This window comes from Rhodoferax ferrireducens (assembly GCF_031458075.1).
GTDB lineage: Bacteria > Pseudomonadota > Gammaproteobacteria > Burkholderiales > Burkholderiaceae_C > Rhodoferax_B > Rhodoferax_B ferrireducens_A.
The window spans coordinates 377,060-394,576 of record NZ_JAVDXT010000003.1 but is presented as its reverse complement, the minus strand read 5'-3'; the positions used below and the strand labels follow the sequence as shown (position 1 = coordinate 394,576).

Here is a 17,517-nt window from a genome sequence, read left to right as displayed (position 1 = left end):
CTTTCACAAGACGGTCATCTTTTGTCAGAAATACATCCGACGCCATTGCCATGCGCCAATTCGACCCGCTCTGTATCCACCCGCCTTCTGGCCATTCCATGGGGGTTGATGGGGGTTTGTATGGGATCGTTCCCGCCATGCGGAAGAACCGCTTTGGCGCCGTACGCAGGCAACATTTTCTAGCCGGCGAAGAGGAGGTGTGGGTACTGGTGGCGTGCAACCGCCGCAGCTCAGCCGCGCGCAGAGGCAAGGACATTCAGGTCCGAATCGCTGAGACTCCGTTGCGCTTCAAAAGCGTGCCGATCGACTTCGCCACCGAATACTTAGGTGCACGGCGCACGCATGCGGTGCGAACCGCACGCCATGCCGCGGCCCCCACATCAAACCGCAGCTTGGGGCTAAAACAGCGTTAATTTCCATACAACCCTTGTGACGCTACGTGATTCAATCTTTCACATCAAGACGTCGCAGAAATCGGTTAGGAAGCGGCCCGCTCCCGGTCGGAAACCGGCATACCAAGGATCAGAGACCATGGCTTTTCGTCCCAAGTACATCACCTTCGATTGCTACGGCACGCTCACGCGTTTCCGCATGCCCGAGATGACCCGTGTCATTTTTGCGGACCGCATTCCGGCCGACCGGATGGAGCAGTTCATCGCCGATTTCAGTGCTTACCGCTTCGACGAAGTGCTGGGTGACTGGAAGCCCTACGAAACCGTACTGAAGAATGCAGTACGCCGCCTGTGCAAGGCCTGGAAGATCCAGTACCTGGACAGCGACGCGCAACAGTACTACGACGCCGTACCTACCTGGGGTCCGCACGAAGACGTGGCCGCGGGCCTGTCGAAGATCGCGCATGAGATCCCACTGGTGATTATTTCCAACGCAGCGGACGCTCAGATCCAGAAAAACGTTGCCATGCTCGGTGCACCGTTCCACCGTGTCTATACCGCTGAGCAAGCCCAGGCCTACAAGCCGCGCCTGCGTGCCTTCGAGTTCATGCTCGACTCGCTGGGTTGCAACCCTGAAGACGTGCTGCATGTCTCTTCCAGCCTGCGTTATGACCTGATGTCGGCTGCCGACATAGGCATCGTCAACAAGGTCTTCGTGAACCGCGGCCACGGCCCTGGGAATCCGGCCTATGGCTACACCGAAATCCAAGACATTGGTGGCCTGCCAGGCGTCGTTGGCCTCTGATTCCAGTTCATTTACGCGCTTGCACCACCTACTCGCCCCGCCCATGAAGCTCGATTCCTATTGGACCGATTCGGCCCCTGCTTTTCGCCCCGCTGCACGCGAATTGCCGGCGCAGGTGGACGTGGCCGTGGTGGGCGCCGGCTTCACCGGACTATCTGCCGGTTTGGCGCTGGCCCGCCAAGGCGCCAAGGTGGTGGTACTGGAGGCGGGGGAGCGGGTGGCGGCCGAGGCCTCGGGGCGCAATGGCGGCCATGTCAACAACGGTCTGGCGATGGACTATGCGGACGTCGCTGCCAAGGTCGGCGTGGCGCAGGCACGGGCCTGGTACCACGCCTACGACGATGCAGTGGACACCGTGGCCCGCATCGTCAAGAACGAAGCCATCGCCTGCGACTTCATGCGCCACGGCAAGCTCAAGATGGCCACACGGCCGCAGCAGATGGCGGCCTTGCAACGCAGCGCGCAGCGGCTCAGGGACGATGGTGTCGACAGTGACGTGGAAGTCCTGGATGCAGCCCGCGTCGCCAGCGAAGTGCAAAGCGAACGCTTTCACGGCGGCCTGCTCTACAAACGCAGCGCGCAGATGCACATGGGCCACTTTGCGACAGGCCTGGCGGGTGCGGCGGAACGCGCGGGTGCACAAATCCACACCTTGACCGCGGTGCAGCGGCTGTCCCGCATCGGCAAGGGCCATGCCCACACACTGCAGACTGCGCGTGGCCCGGTCACGGCCAAACAGGTGCTGCTGGCTACCGGTGCTTCGCGCCATGGTGGTTATGGCAGCTTTGGCTGGTTGCGCCGCCGCATCGTCCCCATCGGCAGCTTCATCGTCGTCACCGAGCCGCTGGGTGAAGCGCGCGCACGCGCCATGTTGGCCGAACGCCGCACCTACACCACGGTGGCGAACATCCACCACTACTTTCGGCTCACGGCCGACTACCGGTTGGTCTTCGGCGGGCGTGCGCGCTTTGCCATCTCCAGCCCACAGTCGGACGCGGCCAGCGGCGAAATCCTGCGCGCCGGTCTGGCAGAAACCTTTCCGCAGCTCGGCAAGGTGCGCCTGGACTACTGCTGGGGTGGTCTGGTCGATATGACCCAGGACCGTCTGCCGCATGCGGGCGAGCGCGATGGCCTCTACTTTGCGACCGGCTACAGCGGTCACGGCACCCAAATGTCGGTACACATGGGCGAGCGCATGGCCGAGGTGATGGCGGGCAACACTGCAGCCAATCCCTGGCAGGGCCGGAGCTGGCCAGCCATCCCTGGGCACTTCGGTGCCCCATGGTTCCTACCGGCGGTGGGTATGTATTACCGCCTCAAGGACAAACTGGCCTGAAGCCAGCGTTTTCAGTTTCCCTTCAACCTTCCCCACCCCCAACAGGTCTACCAGGAGTACACCACCATGAGCGACAGCAGCAACAAGTTCGACAGCCTTGTCCATCCCGCAGACAGTGTCCGCGTCATGGAGTCCTTGCGCCGCGGCGCCTCGCGCCGCGACGTACTCGCCATGCTCATGGCGGGTGGCATGCAGGCTACGCTGGCAGGTGGCGCTGCCACCTTCGCGATGTCGGCACACGCGCAGACGCCGCGCAAAGGCGGGCGCATTCGGGTCTCCGGCCAGCAGACTGCCGCCACCGACACGCTCGACCCGGCCAAGCAGTCCAACCAGGCCGACTACTGCCGCAGCACCATGCTTTTCAATGGTCTGACCGTGCTCGACGCCAGCCTGACTCCGCAGCCTGCCCTGGCCGAATCCTTCACCACCCGCGATGCCAAGACCTGGGTCTTTACGCTACGCAAGGGCGTGACCTTCCATGACGGCAAGGCTCTGTCGCCCGCCGACGTCGTGTACTCGTTGATGCGCCACAAGGACCCCACCACCGCCTCCAAGGCCAAGGTGCTGGCCGACCAGATCGAAAGCGTCAAGGCTACGGGCCCCAACGAGGTCACGATCGTATTGACCGCAGCCAACGCCGATCTGCCGACCATCGTCGCCACTTTCCACTTCCACATCGTCAAGGACGGCACTACCGATTTCACGGCCGGTATCGGCACCGGCCCTTACAAACTCAAGGAATTCAAGCCGGGTATCCGGTCTATCGTGGTCCGCAATGACGCCTACTGGAAGCCGGGCAAGCCTTACCTCGACGAGATCGAATTCGTCGGCATCGGCGACGAAAGTGCCCGGCTCAATGCGCTGTTGTCCGGTGGCATGGATTTGATCAACGGCATCAATCCGCGCTCCGTGGCTCGCGTCAAAGGCACACCGGGCTACAACATCCTGACGTCGCAGTCCGGTCAGTACACCGACCTGATCATGCGCCGCGACCTCGGCCCGGGTGCCAACCCCGACTTCGCCATGGCCATGAAGTACATGCTCGACCGTGAGCAGATGAAAAAGACCATCGCGCTGGACTATGCAGCGGTCGGCAACGACCAGCCCGTCGACCCGACCAACCGTTTCTACTTCGCCGGCCTGCCGCAGCGCACGATGGACCTGGACAAGGCCAAGTTCCACCTGCAGAAATCCGGCTTGACCGGCAAAATCCCTGTGGTTACCTCACCTGCGGCCACCTACTCTACGGAGATCGCGCTGCTGATGCAGGAAACCGGCCAGCGCATCGGACTGGATCTGGACGTCAAGCGCATGCCCGCGGACGGATACTGGTCTAACCATTGGCTCAACAGCCCCATCGGCTTCGGCAACGTCAACACCCGGCCGAGCATCGACACGCTGATGAGCCAGTTCTTCCAGTCGGATGCCCCTTGGAACGAGTCGCGCTGGAAGAATCCAAAGTTCGACCAGCTGCTGCTGGCTTCGCGGGCCGAAACCGACCAGGCCAAACGCAAGCAACAGTACGCCGACATGCAGACCATGATCCACCAGGAAGCAGGCATCGGCATTCCGATGTTTATCGCCAGCATCGACGGCTACAGTTCCAAGGTCAAGGGCCTGGAAGCCAGGCCGCTGGGCGGGCTGATGGGCTTCTCCTTCGCCGAGCATATCTGGCTGGAGGCCTAAACGCTTTGGCGCCTGCCCGCGCCGTTGCGTGAGAGCGTGAATAGCCACCGACCGCCCTGCACCGCGCGCCCGTTTCTTGCGAGCGCTGTGTGTGCGGCAGGTCGCCCGCCAATTGAAAGACTGAAATGAACGCCCTGATCCTCAAGCTTCTTGGCCGACGCGTCGCCATTGGGCTGCTTTCGCTGTTGGCCGTTTCGGCGCTGGTCTTCGCGATCACCGCCGTGTTGCCCGGCGATGCCGCACAGGAACAGCTCGGCCAGGAGGCCACACCCGAGGCCTTGGCCGCGCTACGCACGCAGATGGGTCTGGATGTGGCCGCGCCACTGCGCTACCTCTACTGGCTGGGTGGCGTCGCCAAGGGCGACCTTGGCCATTCCGCTACCACCAGCACGGCCGTGAGTGAGCTGGTGGCTAGCCGTTTGCCGAATTCGCTGCTTCTCGCCGCCGTGACGGCGATGTTTTCGGTCCCCATCGCACTGGCCCTGGGCATATCCTCGGCAGTGTGGCGCGGCTCGTGGTTCGACCGCCTCGCTTCCACGACGGCCGTGGGCGTGGTATCGGTGCCCGAGTTCCTGGTTGCGACGCTGGCGGTGTTGGTGTTCGCGGTCAAGCTGCGCTGGCTGCCCGCGCTCTCTTATGCGAGCGATATCGAATCCATCGGTCAGATGCTGCGTGCATTTGCGATGCCGGTGCTCAGCCTGTGCTGCGTGATCATCGCGCAGATGATGCGCATGACCCGCGCTGCGGTCATTGACCAGCTGGAGGCCCCCTATATCGAGATGGTGCGGCTCAAGGGCGCATCGCCGCTGCGCACGGTGATGGCCCACGCGCTGCCCAATGCGATCGGCCCCATCGCCAATGCGGTGGCGTTCAGCCTGTCCTACCTGCTGGGCGGCGTGATCATCATCGAGACCATTTTCAACTACCCCGGCATCGCCAAGCTGATGGTCGATGCGGTCACGCAGCGCGATATGCCGCTGGTGCAGGCTTGCACCATGATCTTCTGCGCCGGCTACCTGATCCTGGTGACTCTGGCTGACGTCTGCGGCATTGTTGCCAACCCGCGCCTGCGCCACCGCTGAGATGCGTATGCCTGGTTCACGCTATCCCGTCACATCCTCCCACGTCCCTACAACATAAGCGATACCCCATGGAACCTGTTGTGCAAACCCTGGCCACACTCTCGGTGGCGGCTCCGCGCGGCGTCTGTCGGCGCTGGCTATCGGGATTCGGCCTGTCCGGCCTCGTGGGTCTGGCCGTGCTGGCCTTCTGGATACTCGCCGCGCTGTTCGGCCCGGCGATGCTGTCGCGCACGATGGCCGGCTCGGGCAGCAATGCCGTGTTTGCCCCCATCAGTGCGCTGCATTGGCTGGGTACGGACTACCTCGGCCGTGACATGTTGGTGCGTGTGATCAATGGCTCGCGTTACACCGTGGGTGTAGCCCTTATCGCCACGCTGATTGCCAGCAGCACCGGCACCGTGTTGGCCTTGCTGGCTGCCAGTGGAAGCCAGGCGCTGGACGCGATGCTCAGTCGTGGCCTCGACACGCTGACTGCGATCCCCAGCAAGATGTTCGCGCTCATCATGGTGGCGGGCTTCGGTTCTTCGGTGGCCATGCTGGTGGCCACGGCCGCCATCATCTACATCCCAGGCGCTTTCCGCATCGCCCGTTCACTGGCGGTCAATATCAACGCGCTCGACTACGTCGTGGTGGCGCGCACCCGCGGCGAAGGCACGCTGTACATCATGCTGCGTGAAATTCTGCCCAATATCCTGGGCCCCATGCTGTCCGATCTGGGACTGCGTTTCGTCTACGTGGTGCTGCTGCTGGCGGGCCTGAGTTTCCTGGGACTGGGTATCCAACCGCCGGCGGCCGATTGGGGCTCGCTGGTACGCGAGAACATCGGCGCGCTGCCCGACGCCGGTGCCTCCGTGATCATTCCGGCCCTGGCGATCGCCAGCCTGACCATTTCGGTTAATCTGGTCATCGACAACCTGCCGGGCCGCGCGGCCCGCGAACGCCGCCGGGGAGCACACTGATGGGCGCACCAGTCACAGTCAAAGGCCTGCACATCACCGCGGGCGGCCAGACCCTGGTCGACCATCTGAGCTTCGCCATCCAGCCCGGCGAAGTGCTGGCCTTGATCGGCGAATCCGGTTCCGGCAAGACCACTACCGCGCTGGCGCTCATGGGCCATGCGCGCAATGGCTGCACGATTGCCGGCGGTAGCGTGCGCATCGGCGATGCCGATGTGCTGACACTCGACCCCGCCGGACAGCGCGCATTGCGTGGGCGCCGCGTGTCCTACATCGCACAGAGCGCAGCAGCGTCCTTCAACCCCTCACGCACGCTGATGGACCAGGTGGTGGAGCCAACGCTCATCCATGGCCTCATGAAACGTGCTGAAGCCGAAGCCAAGGCCATCGCACTCTTCACCGAGCTGGCGCTGCCCAGTCCCGAGACGATTGGCGACCGTTATCCGCACCAGGTTTCCGGCGGCCAGCTGCAGCGCGTGATGGCAGCGATGGCGCTGATCACCGATCCGGACCTGGTCATCCTCGACGAACCCACCACGGCGCTTGACGTCACCACCCAGCTCGAGGTGCTGCGCGCCTTCCGCCGCGTGGTGCGCGAACGCCGCGCCACGGCGGTGTACGTAAGCCACGATCTGGCTGTGGTTGCCCAGATGGCCGACCATATTCTGGTGCTGCGCAACGGGCAGATGCAGGAAATCAACGCGACCGAAGAGATCCTCTCCCAGCCGGCCCAGCCGTACACGCAAAGCCTGCTGGCTGCCGCGCGGCCGGCGCCGCGTGTGTCGCCGCAAGGTTGTGGCAGCGAGCTGTTGCTGGACATCCACGACCTCTCGGCCGGCTACGGTCCCACCGACCTCAAGGGCCAACCCGAAAAGCTGATCCTGCAGCACATCGACCTCAAGCTGTACCGCGGCCAGGCCATCGGGGTGATCGGCGAATCGGGCTCGGGCAAGACCACGCTGGCGCGCGCCGTAGCCGGGCTGATCAAGCCCTGCGGCGGCGGCATCATTTTCAAGAACGGCGAACTGGCGCCTACGCTGGCCGAGCGCAGCAAGGAAGAGCTGCGCCAGATCCAGATCGTGTTCCAGATGGCCGATACGGCGCTCAATCCTTCGCAGACCATCGAGGCCATCCTGGCGCGGCCGCTGGTCTTCTACAAGGGCCTGCGCGGACCGGCACTGCAAAAGCGCATCCGCGAGCTGCTGGACCTGGTCAAGCTGCCGCACACCGTGGCATCGCGCCTGCCAGGCGGTCTGTCGGGCGGGCAAAAGCAGCGCGTGAACCTGGCGCGCGCGCTGGCGGCCGACCCCGATCTCATACTCTGTGACGAAGTGACCTCGGCGCTGGATACCGTCGTTGGCGCTGCCGTGCTGGACCTGATCGCCGAGCTGCGGCGCGAACTCGGCGTGTCCTATCTGTTCATCAGCCACGACCTGCATACCGTGCGTGCCGTCTGCGATGAAATCGTCGTCATGAAGGACGGCCACAAGCTCGCCCAGGTCGCCCGCGCCGACTACGACCGCGGCCCGCACCATCCTTACTACGAACTGCTGGAGCGCTCCGTGCCCGAGCTCCGCCGCGGCTGGCTGGACGAGATGGACACTGCGCGGCTGACTACTTGAACGGAGAACCCGATATGACACCTACATTCCGCATCGCATTGATCGCCGGCGACGGCATTGGCAAAGAAGTACTGCCCGAAGGTCTGCGCGTGGTACAGGCCGCCGCCGAGCGCTTCGGCTTCGAACTCGAATGCCGCACCATGGACTGGGCCAGCTGCGACTACTACCTGGCCCACGGCCAGATGATGCCCGACGACTGGAAGGAACAGCTGAAGGGCGTGGACGCCATCTTCTTTGGTGCCGTCGGCTGGCCGGCCACCGTGCCCGACCATGTGTCACTGTGGGGCTCGTTGCTGAAGTTCCGCCGTGAATTCGACCAGTACATCAACCTGCGCCCGGTGCGCCTGTTCGAAGGCGTGCCCTGCCCGCTGGCTGGCCGCAAGCCCGGCGACATCGACTACTACGTGGTGCGCGAAAACACCGAGGGTGAATACACCTCGCTGGGCGGCATCATGTACGAAGGAACGGACCGGGAAATCGTGATCCAGGAGTCGGTGTATTCGCGCCGCGGCACCGACCGCCTGCTGCGCTTCGCCTTCGACCTGGCCCAGAGCCGCCCGCGCAAGCATGTCACCCTGGCTACCAAATCCAACGGCATCGCCATCAGCATGCCCTGGTGGGACAAGCGCGCCGATGTGGTGGCCCAGGACTACCCCGAGGTGGTGCTGGACAAGCAGCACATCGACATCCTGACCGCGCGTTTTGTGCTGCAGCCTAACCGTTTCGACGTGGTGGCGGCCACCAATCTGTTCGGCGACATCCTGTCCGACCTGGGCCCGGCCACCACCGGCACCATCGGCCTGGCGCCCTCGGCCAATCTGAATCCTGAACGTTGCTTTCCCTCGCTTTTCGAGCCGGTGCATGGCTCGGCGCCCGACATCTACGGCAAGAACATCGCCAACCCGATTGCCATGATCTGGTCCGGCGCACTGATGCTGGACTTCCTGACCCGCAGCGAAGGTGTGGGCCGCGCGGCCCACGATGCCATCGTGCAGGCCATCGAAGCCGTGCTGCGCGACGGCCCGCGCACGCCCGACCTGGGCGGCACGGCATCGACCACCGACGTCGGCATCGCCATTGCAGAACGCGTAGCTGCAGCCTGAAACATTCTTTCGAACCAACCATGCCACTGACCCTTCAACGCCAAGACCTCTTGCCCGCCCGCCACTTCATCGGCGGCGAATGGTGCGAAGCCAGCGACGCCCGCCGCCTGGACGTGAGCGACCCGGCGACCAATGCCGTGTTTGCCAGCGTGCCCGATGGCACGGCGGCCGATGCACGCGCCGCAGTGGAAGCCGCCCACGCCGCCTTCGATGGCTGGCGTAAGGTACCGGCCAAGCAGCGTGCGCAGACCATCAAGCGCTGGAACGACCTGATCGTTGCCCACCAGGACGATCTGGGCCGGCTGATCTCGCGCGAGCAGGGCAAGCCCCTGGCCGAGGGCAAGGGCGAAGTGCTGTACGCCGCCAGCTATGTCGAATGGTTTGCCGAGGAAGCTACGCGCATCACCGGCGACATCATCCCCGCGCCGGTGCCGGGCCGGCGCATGTTTGCCTTCAAGGAACCGGTGGGGGTGATCGCCGCCATCACACCTTGGAACTTCCCCGCCGCCATGATCGCGCGCAAGATCGCGCCGGCCCTGGCTGCGGGCTGTACCGTGGTCTGCAAGCCGGCCGAAGACACGCCGCTGACCTCGCTGGCGCTGGTTAAGCTGGCCGAGGAAGCCGGCGTGCCGCCCGGCGTGCTGAACATCGTGACCGCCTCGCGCGAACGCACGCCCGAGGTGGTGGACGTATGGCTTGACGACCCGCGCGTGCGCAAGATCACCTTCACCGGCTCCACGCCGGTGGGCAAGCATCTGGCGCGCCGCTCGGCCGACACGCTGAAGAAGCTGTCGCTGGAGCTGGGCGGCAATGCGCCCTTCATCGTGTTCGACGATGCGGATGTGGATGCTGCTGTCGAAGGCCTGATGGTGTCCAAGTTCCGCAACGGCGGCCAGACCTGCGTGTGCCCGAACCGCATCTATGTGCAGGCCGGTGTGTACGACGCCTTTGTCGCCAAGCTGGCGGCGCGGGTCGGTGCGCTGGTGGTCGGCCCGGCCAGCGATCCGGCCTCGCAGATCGGCCCCATGATCAATGCCCGCGCCGTCGAAAAGATCGAACGCCATGTGCAGGACGCCGTGGCCGGCGGCGCCCGCGTGCTGACCGGCGGCACCCGCCTGCCGGCGCTGGGTGCCAACTACTTCGCGCCCACGGTGCTGGTGGATGCGAATGCCAGCATGGCCTGCTCGTGCGAGGAAACCTTTGGTCCGGTGGCTCCTGTCACCCGCTTCGATACCGAGGCAGAGGTCATCCTGGCGGCCAATGCCACACCCTTCGGGTTGGCTGCGTACTTCTATTCGAACGACGTACGCCGCATCTGGCGGCTGGCCGATGCGCTGGAGTCCGGCATTGTCGGCATCAATGAAGGCGCCTTGGCTGCCGAGGCTGCGCCCTTTGGCGGTGTCAAGGATTCGGGCTATGGGCGTGAGGGCTCGACCCATGGCCTGGACGAATACATGCACTTCAAGTACGTCTGCCAAGGGTCTTTGTCGGCTTAGCCGGCCGCTGTAAGAGCGCCAGCGGCGTGTGGGTGAAAATCGGCGGAATGCATTTATCTATTTCTCAGCCGGTACGCCGGTCTTGGCTGATTTCCACGTCGCTGATCGTGTTGCTCGCAGGTTGCGCCGCTACACCATCCAAACCGCTCCCAGCGCCAGCGGCGTCAACCCGTCCAGCAGAGGCCACGACCGATGCACTTACCCCACAGCAGGGTTTTGTGCGCTGGGTCGACGGTTTCCGCGCCACGGCGCGCGCTGCCGGTATTGGCGAGGCCACCCTGCATGCGGCACTCGACAACATCCATTACCTGCCGCGCGTGGTCGAGCTGGACCGGGCGCAGCCCGAATTCAACCGCACGGTCTGGGACTACCTGGACAGCGCGGTGTCGCCGCAACGTGTCACGCGTGGCCAAGACAAGCTGCTGCAGGTGCGCGCCGAGGCCGACGCTGCGGCCGCGCGCTACGGCGTGCCCGCCAACATCCTGGCCGCCATCTGGGGCATGGAGAGCAACTACGGCAGCAACTATGGCGACATCCCGACCCTAGACGCGCTGGCGACCCTGGGCTTTGAGGGCCGGCGCGAAGACTGGGCGCGTGGCCAGCTGGTGGCGGCGCTGCAGATCCTGCAGAACGGCGACATCGACGCTGCGCACATGGTCGGCTCCTGGGCTGGCGCCATGGGCCAGACCCAGTTCCTGCCGTCGAACTTCCTGGCCTACGCGGTGGACGCCGATGGCGACGGCCGGCGCGACATCTGGGGCAGCATGGCCGATGTGATGGCCTCGACGGCGAACTTTTTGGCGCGCTCGGGCTGGCAGGCCGGCCAGCCCTGGGGCACCGAGGTGCAGCTGCCGCCGGGCTTTGACGTAGGCCGTGCCGATGCCGGCGTGCGGCAGTCCTCGGCCCAATGGGCCGCCGAAGGCCTGCGCAGCATGGACGGCACGCCGCTGCCGGACTTGGCCGACGCCGACCTGCTGCTGCCCGCCGGCGCGCGCGGCCCGGCCTTTCTGGTGGGGCCGAGCTTTCGCGCCATCCTGCGCTACAACAACTCCACCAGCTACGCGCTGGGCGTGAGCCTGCTGGCGCAGCGCCTAGGCAATGGCCCCGGCGTGCAAGCACCCTGGCCACGCGATTTGCGCGCGCTGACCCGCAGCCAGTTGCTGGAACTGCAGACGGCCTTGAACCAGCGCGGCTTTGCCAGCGGCACCCCCGACGGCATGATGGGCCCGGCCACGCGCGACGGCCTTCGGCGCTACCAGCGCAGCATCGGCCTGCCGGCAGATGGCTATCCTGATCTGGACTTGCTGCAGCGCCTGCAGCAGAAGTAGTACGGCGCCAATCGCTCTTGTTTTTATAGCGTGTTGCGCAGACAACATATGCGCTAGAGCACAGTTTTATTTGAATTTTCGAACCTTTGCGAGCGCCATCTTGGCGTAGGGCAACCGTGTCTTTTACACCCGTGTCCTACGGGTGATGAAACCTTCTGCATCGCGTTCCCGGTAGCCGATTTCCTGTTCGGTGGTTGCTGCTTGTGCCGGCGAGAGCGTCCCTCAAGAATTGTCAGAAATCGCTGACAAAGAGCTCAGCGCATGTCCTTCAACGCGGCGCCGAGGTGCATGCAATAGTTAATTCTTGCGGTTCAGACGAAGAGCCCGTGCAGGCTGCGCTCTGCGCTTCGGGCGATTGGCACGGGCTTGGCGTTTGAGCACTAGGAGCGCTGATTACAGATGATCAGTTGCGGTTTATTCCCGCTTGCAAGAAAGATGGACCGTGTTTTCAATGCACACAGACTGGTGGGAACTGCCATTGAGAGCCACGATTATCTACATCGCTCTCTTGGTGATGGTGCGGGTGTCCGGCAGACGTACTGTCGGCCAATTCACGCCGTTTGATCTGCTCGTAGTCATGCTTTTGAGCGAAAGCGTGTCCAACGGTTTGAGTGGCGGAGAAGACTCCGTGACGGGCGCGCTCCTGGCTGCAATGACCTTGGTCGCCCTCAACCTATCCGTCGCATTTATCACCTCGCGCAGCACAGGCTTTCGTCGCGTGGTCGAGGGTGATCCCATCCTGATAGGCCGCGACAGCGTGATCTTTGAAAACGTCCTTCGGGCGCAGCGTATTCCTTTAGGCGATGCCAAGCAGGCGCTGCGCGAAGCGGACTGCGACCTGAAAGATATGAAGTTTCTATTTCTTGAGGCCGATGGAGACATCAGCGTGCTCAAGGATTCCGCGGTACCTGCTTAGACCAACCCACTGGAGCCCAGAAATGCCCAAACCCAAAAGCCCTTCCGCCCCCGCAAGCTCAAAGACCGACCAGGCCATAGCCAGTGCGAAAAACACCGACAGCGGCCCGTCGGAAGGCCCGGCACCGCTAGAGCTGAGGGACGCCGCTGCCAAGAAAATGGCCGAGACGCAGGCAGTGGTTGCGGCAGTTCCATTCAATGCATTGAAAGCATCTGAGCATGGATTTGACAATGGCATCTCGCCGCCAGCCGGGCAGACGGCAGAGCCGCCTTCGCGGATGACGACAGCCAGCACGCTGTCGGAGTCGTACCACGCTGGCAAGGTGGGCACCGTGGCACCGCAGGGCGTCAACGCGACGATCGGTACGCTGGACCGGGTGCGGGTCGACTCTGGTGGCCAGCCGCTCACCACCAACCAGGGCGTGGCGATTGCCGACAACCAGAACTCACTGAAGGCGGGCGTACGTGGCCCGGTGCTGCTGGAGGATTTCGTGCTGCGCGAAAAGCTGACGCACTTTGACCACGAACGCATTCCCGAGCGCATCGTGCATGCCCGCGGCTCTGCAGCGCATGGCTATTTCGAGTGCTACGAGCCTTTGACGCAATTCACAAAGGCCGCGCCCTTCCAGGAGTCGGGCAAGGTGACGCCGGTGTTCGTCCGCTTCTCCACCGTGGCGGGCGAGCGCGGGTCGAAAGACACAGCGCGCGATGTACGCGGTTTTGCGGTCAAGTTCTATACCGACGAAGGCAACTGGGACCTGGTGGGCAACAACATGCCGGTGTTCTTTATCCAGGACGCGATGAAGTTCCCCGACCTGGTGCATGCCGTCAAGCCCGAGCCCCACCACGGCATGCCGCAGGCGGCCAGCGCGCACGACACCTTCTGGGATTTTGTCTCGCTGATGCCCGAGTCCACCCATATGCTGATGTGGGTGATGAGCGACCGGGCCATCCCGCGCAGCTACGCCACGATGCAGGGTTTTGGCGTGCACAGCTACCGCTTTGTGAATGACGCCGGTGAGTCGGTGTTCGTCAAATTCCACTGGGAGCCCAAGTATGGAACCCATTCGCTGGTGTGGGACGAGGCTGTCAAAATTTCTGGCGCTGACCCGGACTACCACCGCCGTGATCTGTGGGAGCGGATTGAATCCGGCGTGTTCCCGGAATGGGAGCTCGGCGTGCAAATCTTCACCGAAGAACAAGCCCAGGCCTTCAGCTTCGACATCCTCGACGCCACCAAGCTGATTCCTGAAGAACTGGTGCCGGTGCAGTTGGTCGGCCGCATGGTGCTGAACCGCAATCCGGACAACTTCTTTGCCGAGACCGAACAGGTGGCCTTCTGCACCGCGCACGTGGTGCCGGGCATCGACTTCAGCAACGACCCGCTGCTGGCCGGACGCATCCACTCGTATGTGGATACCCAGATCTCGCGCCTGGGTGGACCGAACTTTCATGAGCTGCCCATCAATGCGCCCATCGCCCAGGTACACAACAACCAGCGCGACGGCATGCACCGCCAGGCAATTCCCCGTGGCCGTGTAGCCTACGAACCCAATTCGCTGGGGGGTGGTTGCCCGTTCCAGGCCGGTGCTGCACAGGGTTTCGTCAGCGTGCCGGCCCGCCTGGAAGCCAAGGAAGCGCAGGGCAAAGTCCGCGCCAAGCCCGAGAAATTTGCCGACCACTACACCCAGGCCACGCTGTTTCTGGACAGCCAGACCGAGGTAGAGCGTGCCCATATCGCCGCTGCGTTCCGCTTTGAGCTGAGCAAGGTGACGGTGCCGGCCATCCGCGAGCGGATGGTGGCATCCCTCCTCAATGTGTCCGAGGCGCTGGCGAAGACGGTGGCCGCTGGCCTGGGTATGGCGAACTTGCCAGCGCCGCTTCCTAAAGCCTTGGAAACCGTTGAGACCCCGGAGGTGACGGTCTCGGCCACTCTGTCGCTGAAGGCCCGACCGGGTGACGGATCGATTGCCGGTCGCAAGGTCGCACTGCTGGTGGCCGACGGCGTGGATGGCGACAGCCTCTTGAAGATCCATGCGGCCTTGCTGGCCCAGGATGCGGTACCCCGCTTTGTCGCACCCCATATCGGGCGTGTTGTCACGAGCGATGGGACCGAGATCGAAGCCGATGCTTCTCTTGAGAATGAGCCGGGTTTTTTGTTCGACGCGCTGGTGCTGCCCAACGGCAAGGCCGGTGTGGATGCACTGTCCAAGGACGGGCATACCGCCGAGTTCATCAAAGACCAGTACCGCCACTGCAAGCCCATCCTGGTCCTCTCGGGCTCGCAAACATTGTTCGCGCAGGCCGGCGGTTCCGACCTGACGCCCAGCGGTGGGCAAGACCCCGGAATATTTATCGGCCCGTTCCGTAGCTCCACGGTCCAGGCGTTCATCAAGGGCATTGGCCGGCACCGTCACCCGGAGCGTGAAACGGCTCCCCCACGGGTCTAGGTACCTGTGTGGCCATGCGGAAGGACAGTAGCGCGTCCTGCGTGAGCACGAACCCACGGCGCCATCTTTGGGCGTTGTGTGCAGCCAAGGAGTGCAACGAAAAGCATGCGGCATGCCGTCCTACGACATTCCAGGAGCGAAGCCGACAGTCGTTTTTGGTGGCCCGCAGCACCATGCAATTCCATATTTTTGGAGACATAGCGTGAACGAAACCATACTGCCTAGTCCAAGGAATATTGCCCAAGGGGCTGCGTCTACTTTTCCACAAAACCCGGCCCCACCGGCAAGTGCCGTCTCATGGGCGGCCATCGTCGCAGGGGCCGCTGGTGCTGCTGCACTGTCGTTGATCCTGCTCATCCTTGGGGTGGGCCTGGGGCTTTCTTCGGTTTCCCCATGGTCTGGTCAAGGTGCTGCCGCAAGCACCTTCGGCATTTCGACGATTGTGTGGATTTCATTTACCCAACTTGCCGCGGCCGGCATGGGCGGTTACTTGGCGGGCCGCCTGCGCACGCGTTGGGCGGGTGTCGATGCGGACGAGGTGTACTTTCGCGACACAGCCCATGGATTTCTGGCTTGGGCGATTGCCACTTTGGTGACTGCCGCGCTGCTCACATCCACTATTGGTGGCATCGTCAGCGGTGGCGTGCAAGCCAGTGCCCATATGGTTTCTGGGGCCGCGAGCACTGCAGCCAATGCAATACCTGCGTTGAGCGCTGCAAACAGGCCGGACGGCGTATTGGCAGACCATGGCTACTTCGTCGACGGGCTGTTCCGAAAGAGCATGGGTGTTCCAACCCCGGATGCTGCGGCCAGTGCGCCTACAGGTGTCAGCAAGGATGAGGCTGCATCGTCTTCTTTTTCTTCTTCTTCCGCCGAAGCGGGCCGTATCTTTGCGAGCGCTATGGGCAAGGGGACTTTGCCGGCTGACGATGTGAAGTATTTGGGCCAACTGGTCGCACAGCGTACCGGCATACCCCAGGCAGATGCCGAGAAACGGGTAACCGAAGCGTTCAGACGCTTGCAGGCCAGCGCCCAAGACGCAGAAGCGGCAGCCCGCAATGCGGCCGACAAGGCCAGAAAAGCCTCTGCTTACAGCGCGCTATGGCTATTCGTTTCCTTGCTGATTGGTGCCTTCTGTGCCAGCCTGGCCGCGACCTACGGCGGTCGTCAGCGTGACCTTTTCTAAAACCCAAACCAAGGAGGCATCTGATGCGTTCACTGCTTTTGTTTTTTCTGGGGATCCCGATCCCCATCATTATTCTGATTGCCCTTTTCGTCCACTAGGCGGCAGAGCTTCTGCCACAACAAACCATTTGAGGAATCAAACCATGGCGACCCCATCCAAGACACCCACCAATTCAGCATCTTCGAAACCCCAGGAGGCAACCGCCATGCTGCGGGCCGACCACAAGCGGGTTAGCGAGCTGTTTGCGGAGTACGACAAGGCCCGTTCCGACAGAAAGAAAAAAGACCTGGTCAGCACCATCTGCACAGAGCTGAGCGTGCACGCACAAGTCGAGGAGGAAATCTTCTACCCCGCCGTCAAACGTGCGCTGCGCGACAAAGAACTGGTTCCAGAAGCTACGGTGGAACACGCGACGCTAAAGGACCTGATCGCCCAAGTGGATGGGATCACTCCCGACGGTGAAATGTTCGATGCGAAGGTCAAGGTTCTGTCCGAGTACGTGAAGCACCACGTCAAGGAAGAACAGACAGAGATGTTCCCCAAAGCCAAGAAAACCAATTTGGATATGCTCGCGCTGGGTGCCCAGATGGCGTCGCGCAAGAGCGAGTTGCTGGCCGGAAGAATAGCTTGACTCCGGGTTCCGCAGCCTAGCTCCGTCATCCAGGCCACTGCCGGAAATTTCACAGGCAGTGGTCTTGTTAATTTGCGGGATGTTTATGTGCGCTGCGGCGGAAAGAGCTTTTGAATATCGCTGGCCAGTACAGGTTTTAAAAAATGGTGGTCGACCAAGGCAAAAGCCTCATTCACGCGTGGATCCAAAGTACTGCTTCCGGTTACTGCAACCAAAATCACGTCGTCGCCAAATTTAGCGCGCAGGTGGCGTGCGAGATCCAAGCCATCCATTCCGGGCATTGAAATGTCTAGCAATACGCACAGGGGTGTTGAGGTTTCGATCGCGTCCAATGCATCCTGTGCACTGAAAGCCATGCGCACACTGTAGCCGTCGATTTCAAGCAGCATCGCCAGCGATTCCGCTGCATCAGGTACATCATCCACTATCAAAATATCGATAACATCTGATTTGAATGAATTTGCTTTCATTGGCTTGCTCCTCCATCTATGTCCAAGCCATTCTGGCATAGGGCACAGTTTCTAAATGT

General features: G+C 62.9%; 14 protein-coding genes and 2 pseudogenes. 15 read left to right on the top strand and 1 reads right to left on the bottom strand.

Features of this window, described 5'->3' with window-relative positions:
• The first annotated feature begins 50 nt into the window (after positions 1-50).
• The 15 genes and pseudogenes from J2X19_RS17235 to J2X19_RS17170 all read left to right on the top strand — a co-directional run bounded on the left by J2X19_RS17235 (position 51) and on the right by J2X19_RS17170 (position 16,988).
• A complete protein-coding gene (locus J2X19_RS17235; RefSeq protein ID WP_310375045.1) occupies positions 51-413 on the top strand; it encodes a hypothetical protein in 363 nt (120 codons plus the stop codon).
• Between the two features lie 118 nt (positions 414-531).
• Entirely contained in the window at positions 532-1,197 is a 666-nt protein-coding gene (locus tag J2X19_RS17230; RefSeq protein WP_310375044.1) for a haloacid dehalogenase type II, read from the top strand.
• Positions 1,198-1,240: 43 nt separating this feature from the next.
• Positions 1,241-2,533, top strand: coding sequence for an NAD(P)/FAD-dependent oxidoreductase (locus tag J2X19_RS17225; RefSeq protein ID WP_310375043.1), 1,293 nt, complete (start codon positions 1,241-1,243; stop codon positions 2,531-2,533).
• A gap of 66 nt (positions 2,534-2,599) precedes the next feature.
• The gene (locus tag J2X19_RS17220) at positions 2,600-4,219 is read left to right on the top strand and encodes an ABC transporter substrate-binding protein (RefSeq protein WP_310375042.1); all 1,620 of its coding nucleotides are present in this window, start codon (positions 2,600-2,602) and stop codon (positions 4,217-4,219) included.
• 125 nt (positions 4,220-4,344) lie between these two features.
• Positions 4,345-5,301 (top strand): ABC transporter permease, encoded by a 957-nt coding sequence (locus J2X19_RS17215; protein ID WP_310375041.1) that lies wholly within the window; start codon positions 4,345-4,347, stop codon positions 5,299-5,301.
• A 68-nt stretch (positions 5,302-5,369) separates the two neighbouring features.
• Positions 5,370-6,260, top strand: coding sequence for an ABC transporter permease (locus J2X19_RS17210; RefSeq protein ID WP_310375040.1), 891 nt, complete (start codon positions 5,370-5,372; stop codon positions 6,258-6,260).
• On the top strand, positions 6,260-7,879 hold the full coding sequence (locus tag J2X19_RS17205) for an ABC transporter ATP-binding protein (RefSeq protein WP_310375039.1): 1,620 nt from the start codon (positions 6,260-6,262) through the stop codon (positions 7,877-7,879). The genes J2X19_RS17210 and J2X19_RS17205 overlap by 1 nt, the downstream gene beginning before the upstream one ends.
• Positions 7,880-7,893: 14 nt before the next feature.
• The gene (locus tag J2X19_RS17200) at positions 7,894-8,982 is read left to right on the top strand and encodes a tartrate dehydrogenase (protein ID WP_310375038.1); all 1,089 of its coding nucleotides are present in this window, start codon (positions 7,894-7,896) and stop codon (positions 8,980-8,982) included.
• Between the two features lie 20 nt (positions 8,983-9,002).
• A complete protein-coding gene (locus J2X19_RS17195) occupies positions 9,003-10,478 on the top strand; it encodes an NAD-dependent succinate-semialdehyde dehydrogenase (protein ID WP_310375037.1) in 1,476 nt (491 codons plus the stop codon).
• A gap of 47 nt (positions 10,479-10,525) precedes the next feature.
• On the top strand, positions 10,526-11,806 hold the full coding sequence (locus J2X19_RS17190; RefSeq protein ID WP_310375036.1) for a lytic murein transglycosylase: 1,281 nt from the start codon (positions 10,526-10,528) through the stop codon (positions 11,804-11,806).
• Positions 11,807-12,248: 442 nt separating this feature from the next.
• Positions 12,249-12,722 (top strand): DUF421 domain-containing protein, encoded by a 474-nt coding sequence (locus J2X19_RS17185; protein ID WP_405048680.1) that lies wholly within the window; start codon positions 12,249-12,251, stop codon positions 12,720-12,722.
• Positions 12,679-14,517 (top strand): annotated as a pseudogene (locus J2X19_RS17180) (catalase); the annotation flags it as partial. The gene J2X19_RS17185 and the pseudogene J2X19_RS17180, both read left to right, overlap by 44 nt.
• Positions 14,518-14,688: 171 nt before the next feature.
• Positions 14,689-15,171 (top strand): annotated as a pseudogene (locus J2X19_RS25925) (DJ-1/PfpI family protein); the annotation flags it as partial.
• 202 nt (positions 15,172-15,373) lie between these two features.
• Positions 15,374-16,357 carry a hypothetical protein gene (locus J2X19_RS17175; protein WP_310375034.1) on the top strand — a complete coding sequence of 328 codons (984 nt, stop codon included), beginning with the start codon at positions 15,374-15,376 and terminating at the stop codon, positions 16,355-16,357.
• A 142-nt stretch (positions 16,358-16,499) separates the two neighbouring features.
• Positions 16,500-16,988 (top strand): hemerythrin domain-containing protein, encoded by a 489-nt coding sequence (locus tag J2X19_RS17170; RefSeq protein WP_116607695.1) that lies wholly within the window; start codon positions 16,500-16,502, stop codon positions 16,986-16,988.
• Positions 16,989-17,071: 83 nt separating this feature from the next.
• On the opposite strand, the gene J2X19_RS17165 is transcribed toward J2X19_RS17170, so the two are convergent.
• Positions 17,072-17,458 (bottom strand): response regulator, encoded by a 387-nt coding sequence (locus J2X19_RS17165; protein WP_310375033.1) that lies wholly within the window; start codon positions 17,456-17,458, stop codon positions 17,072-17,074.
• Positions 17,459-17,517: the final 59 nt, after the last annotated feature.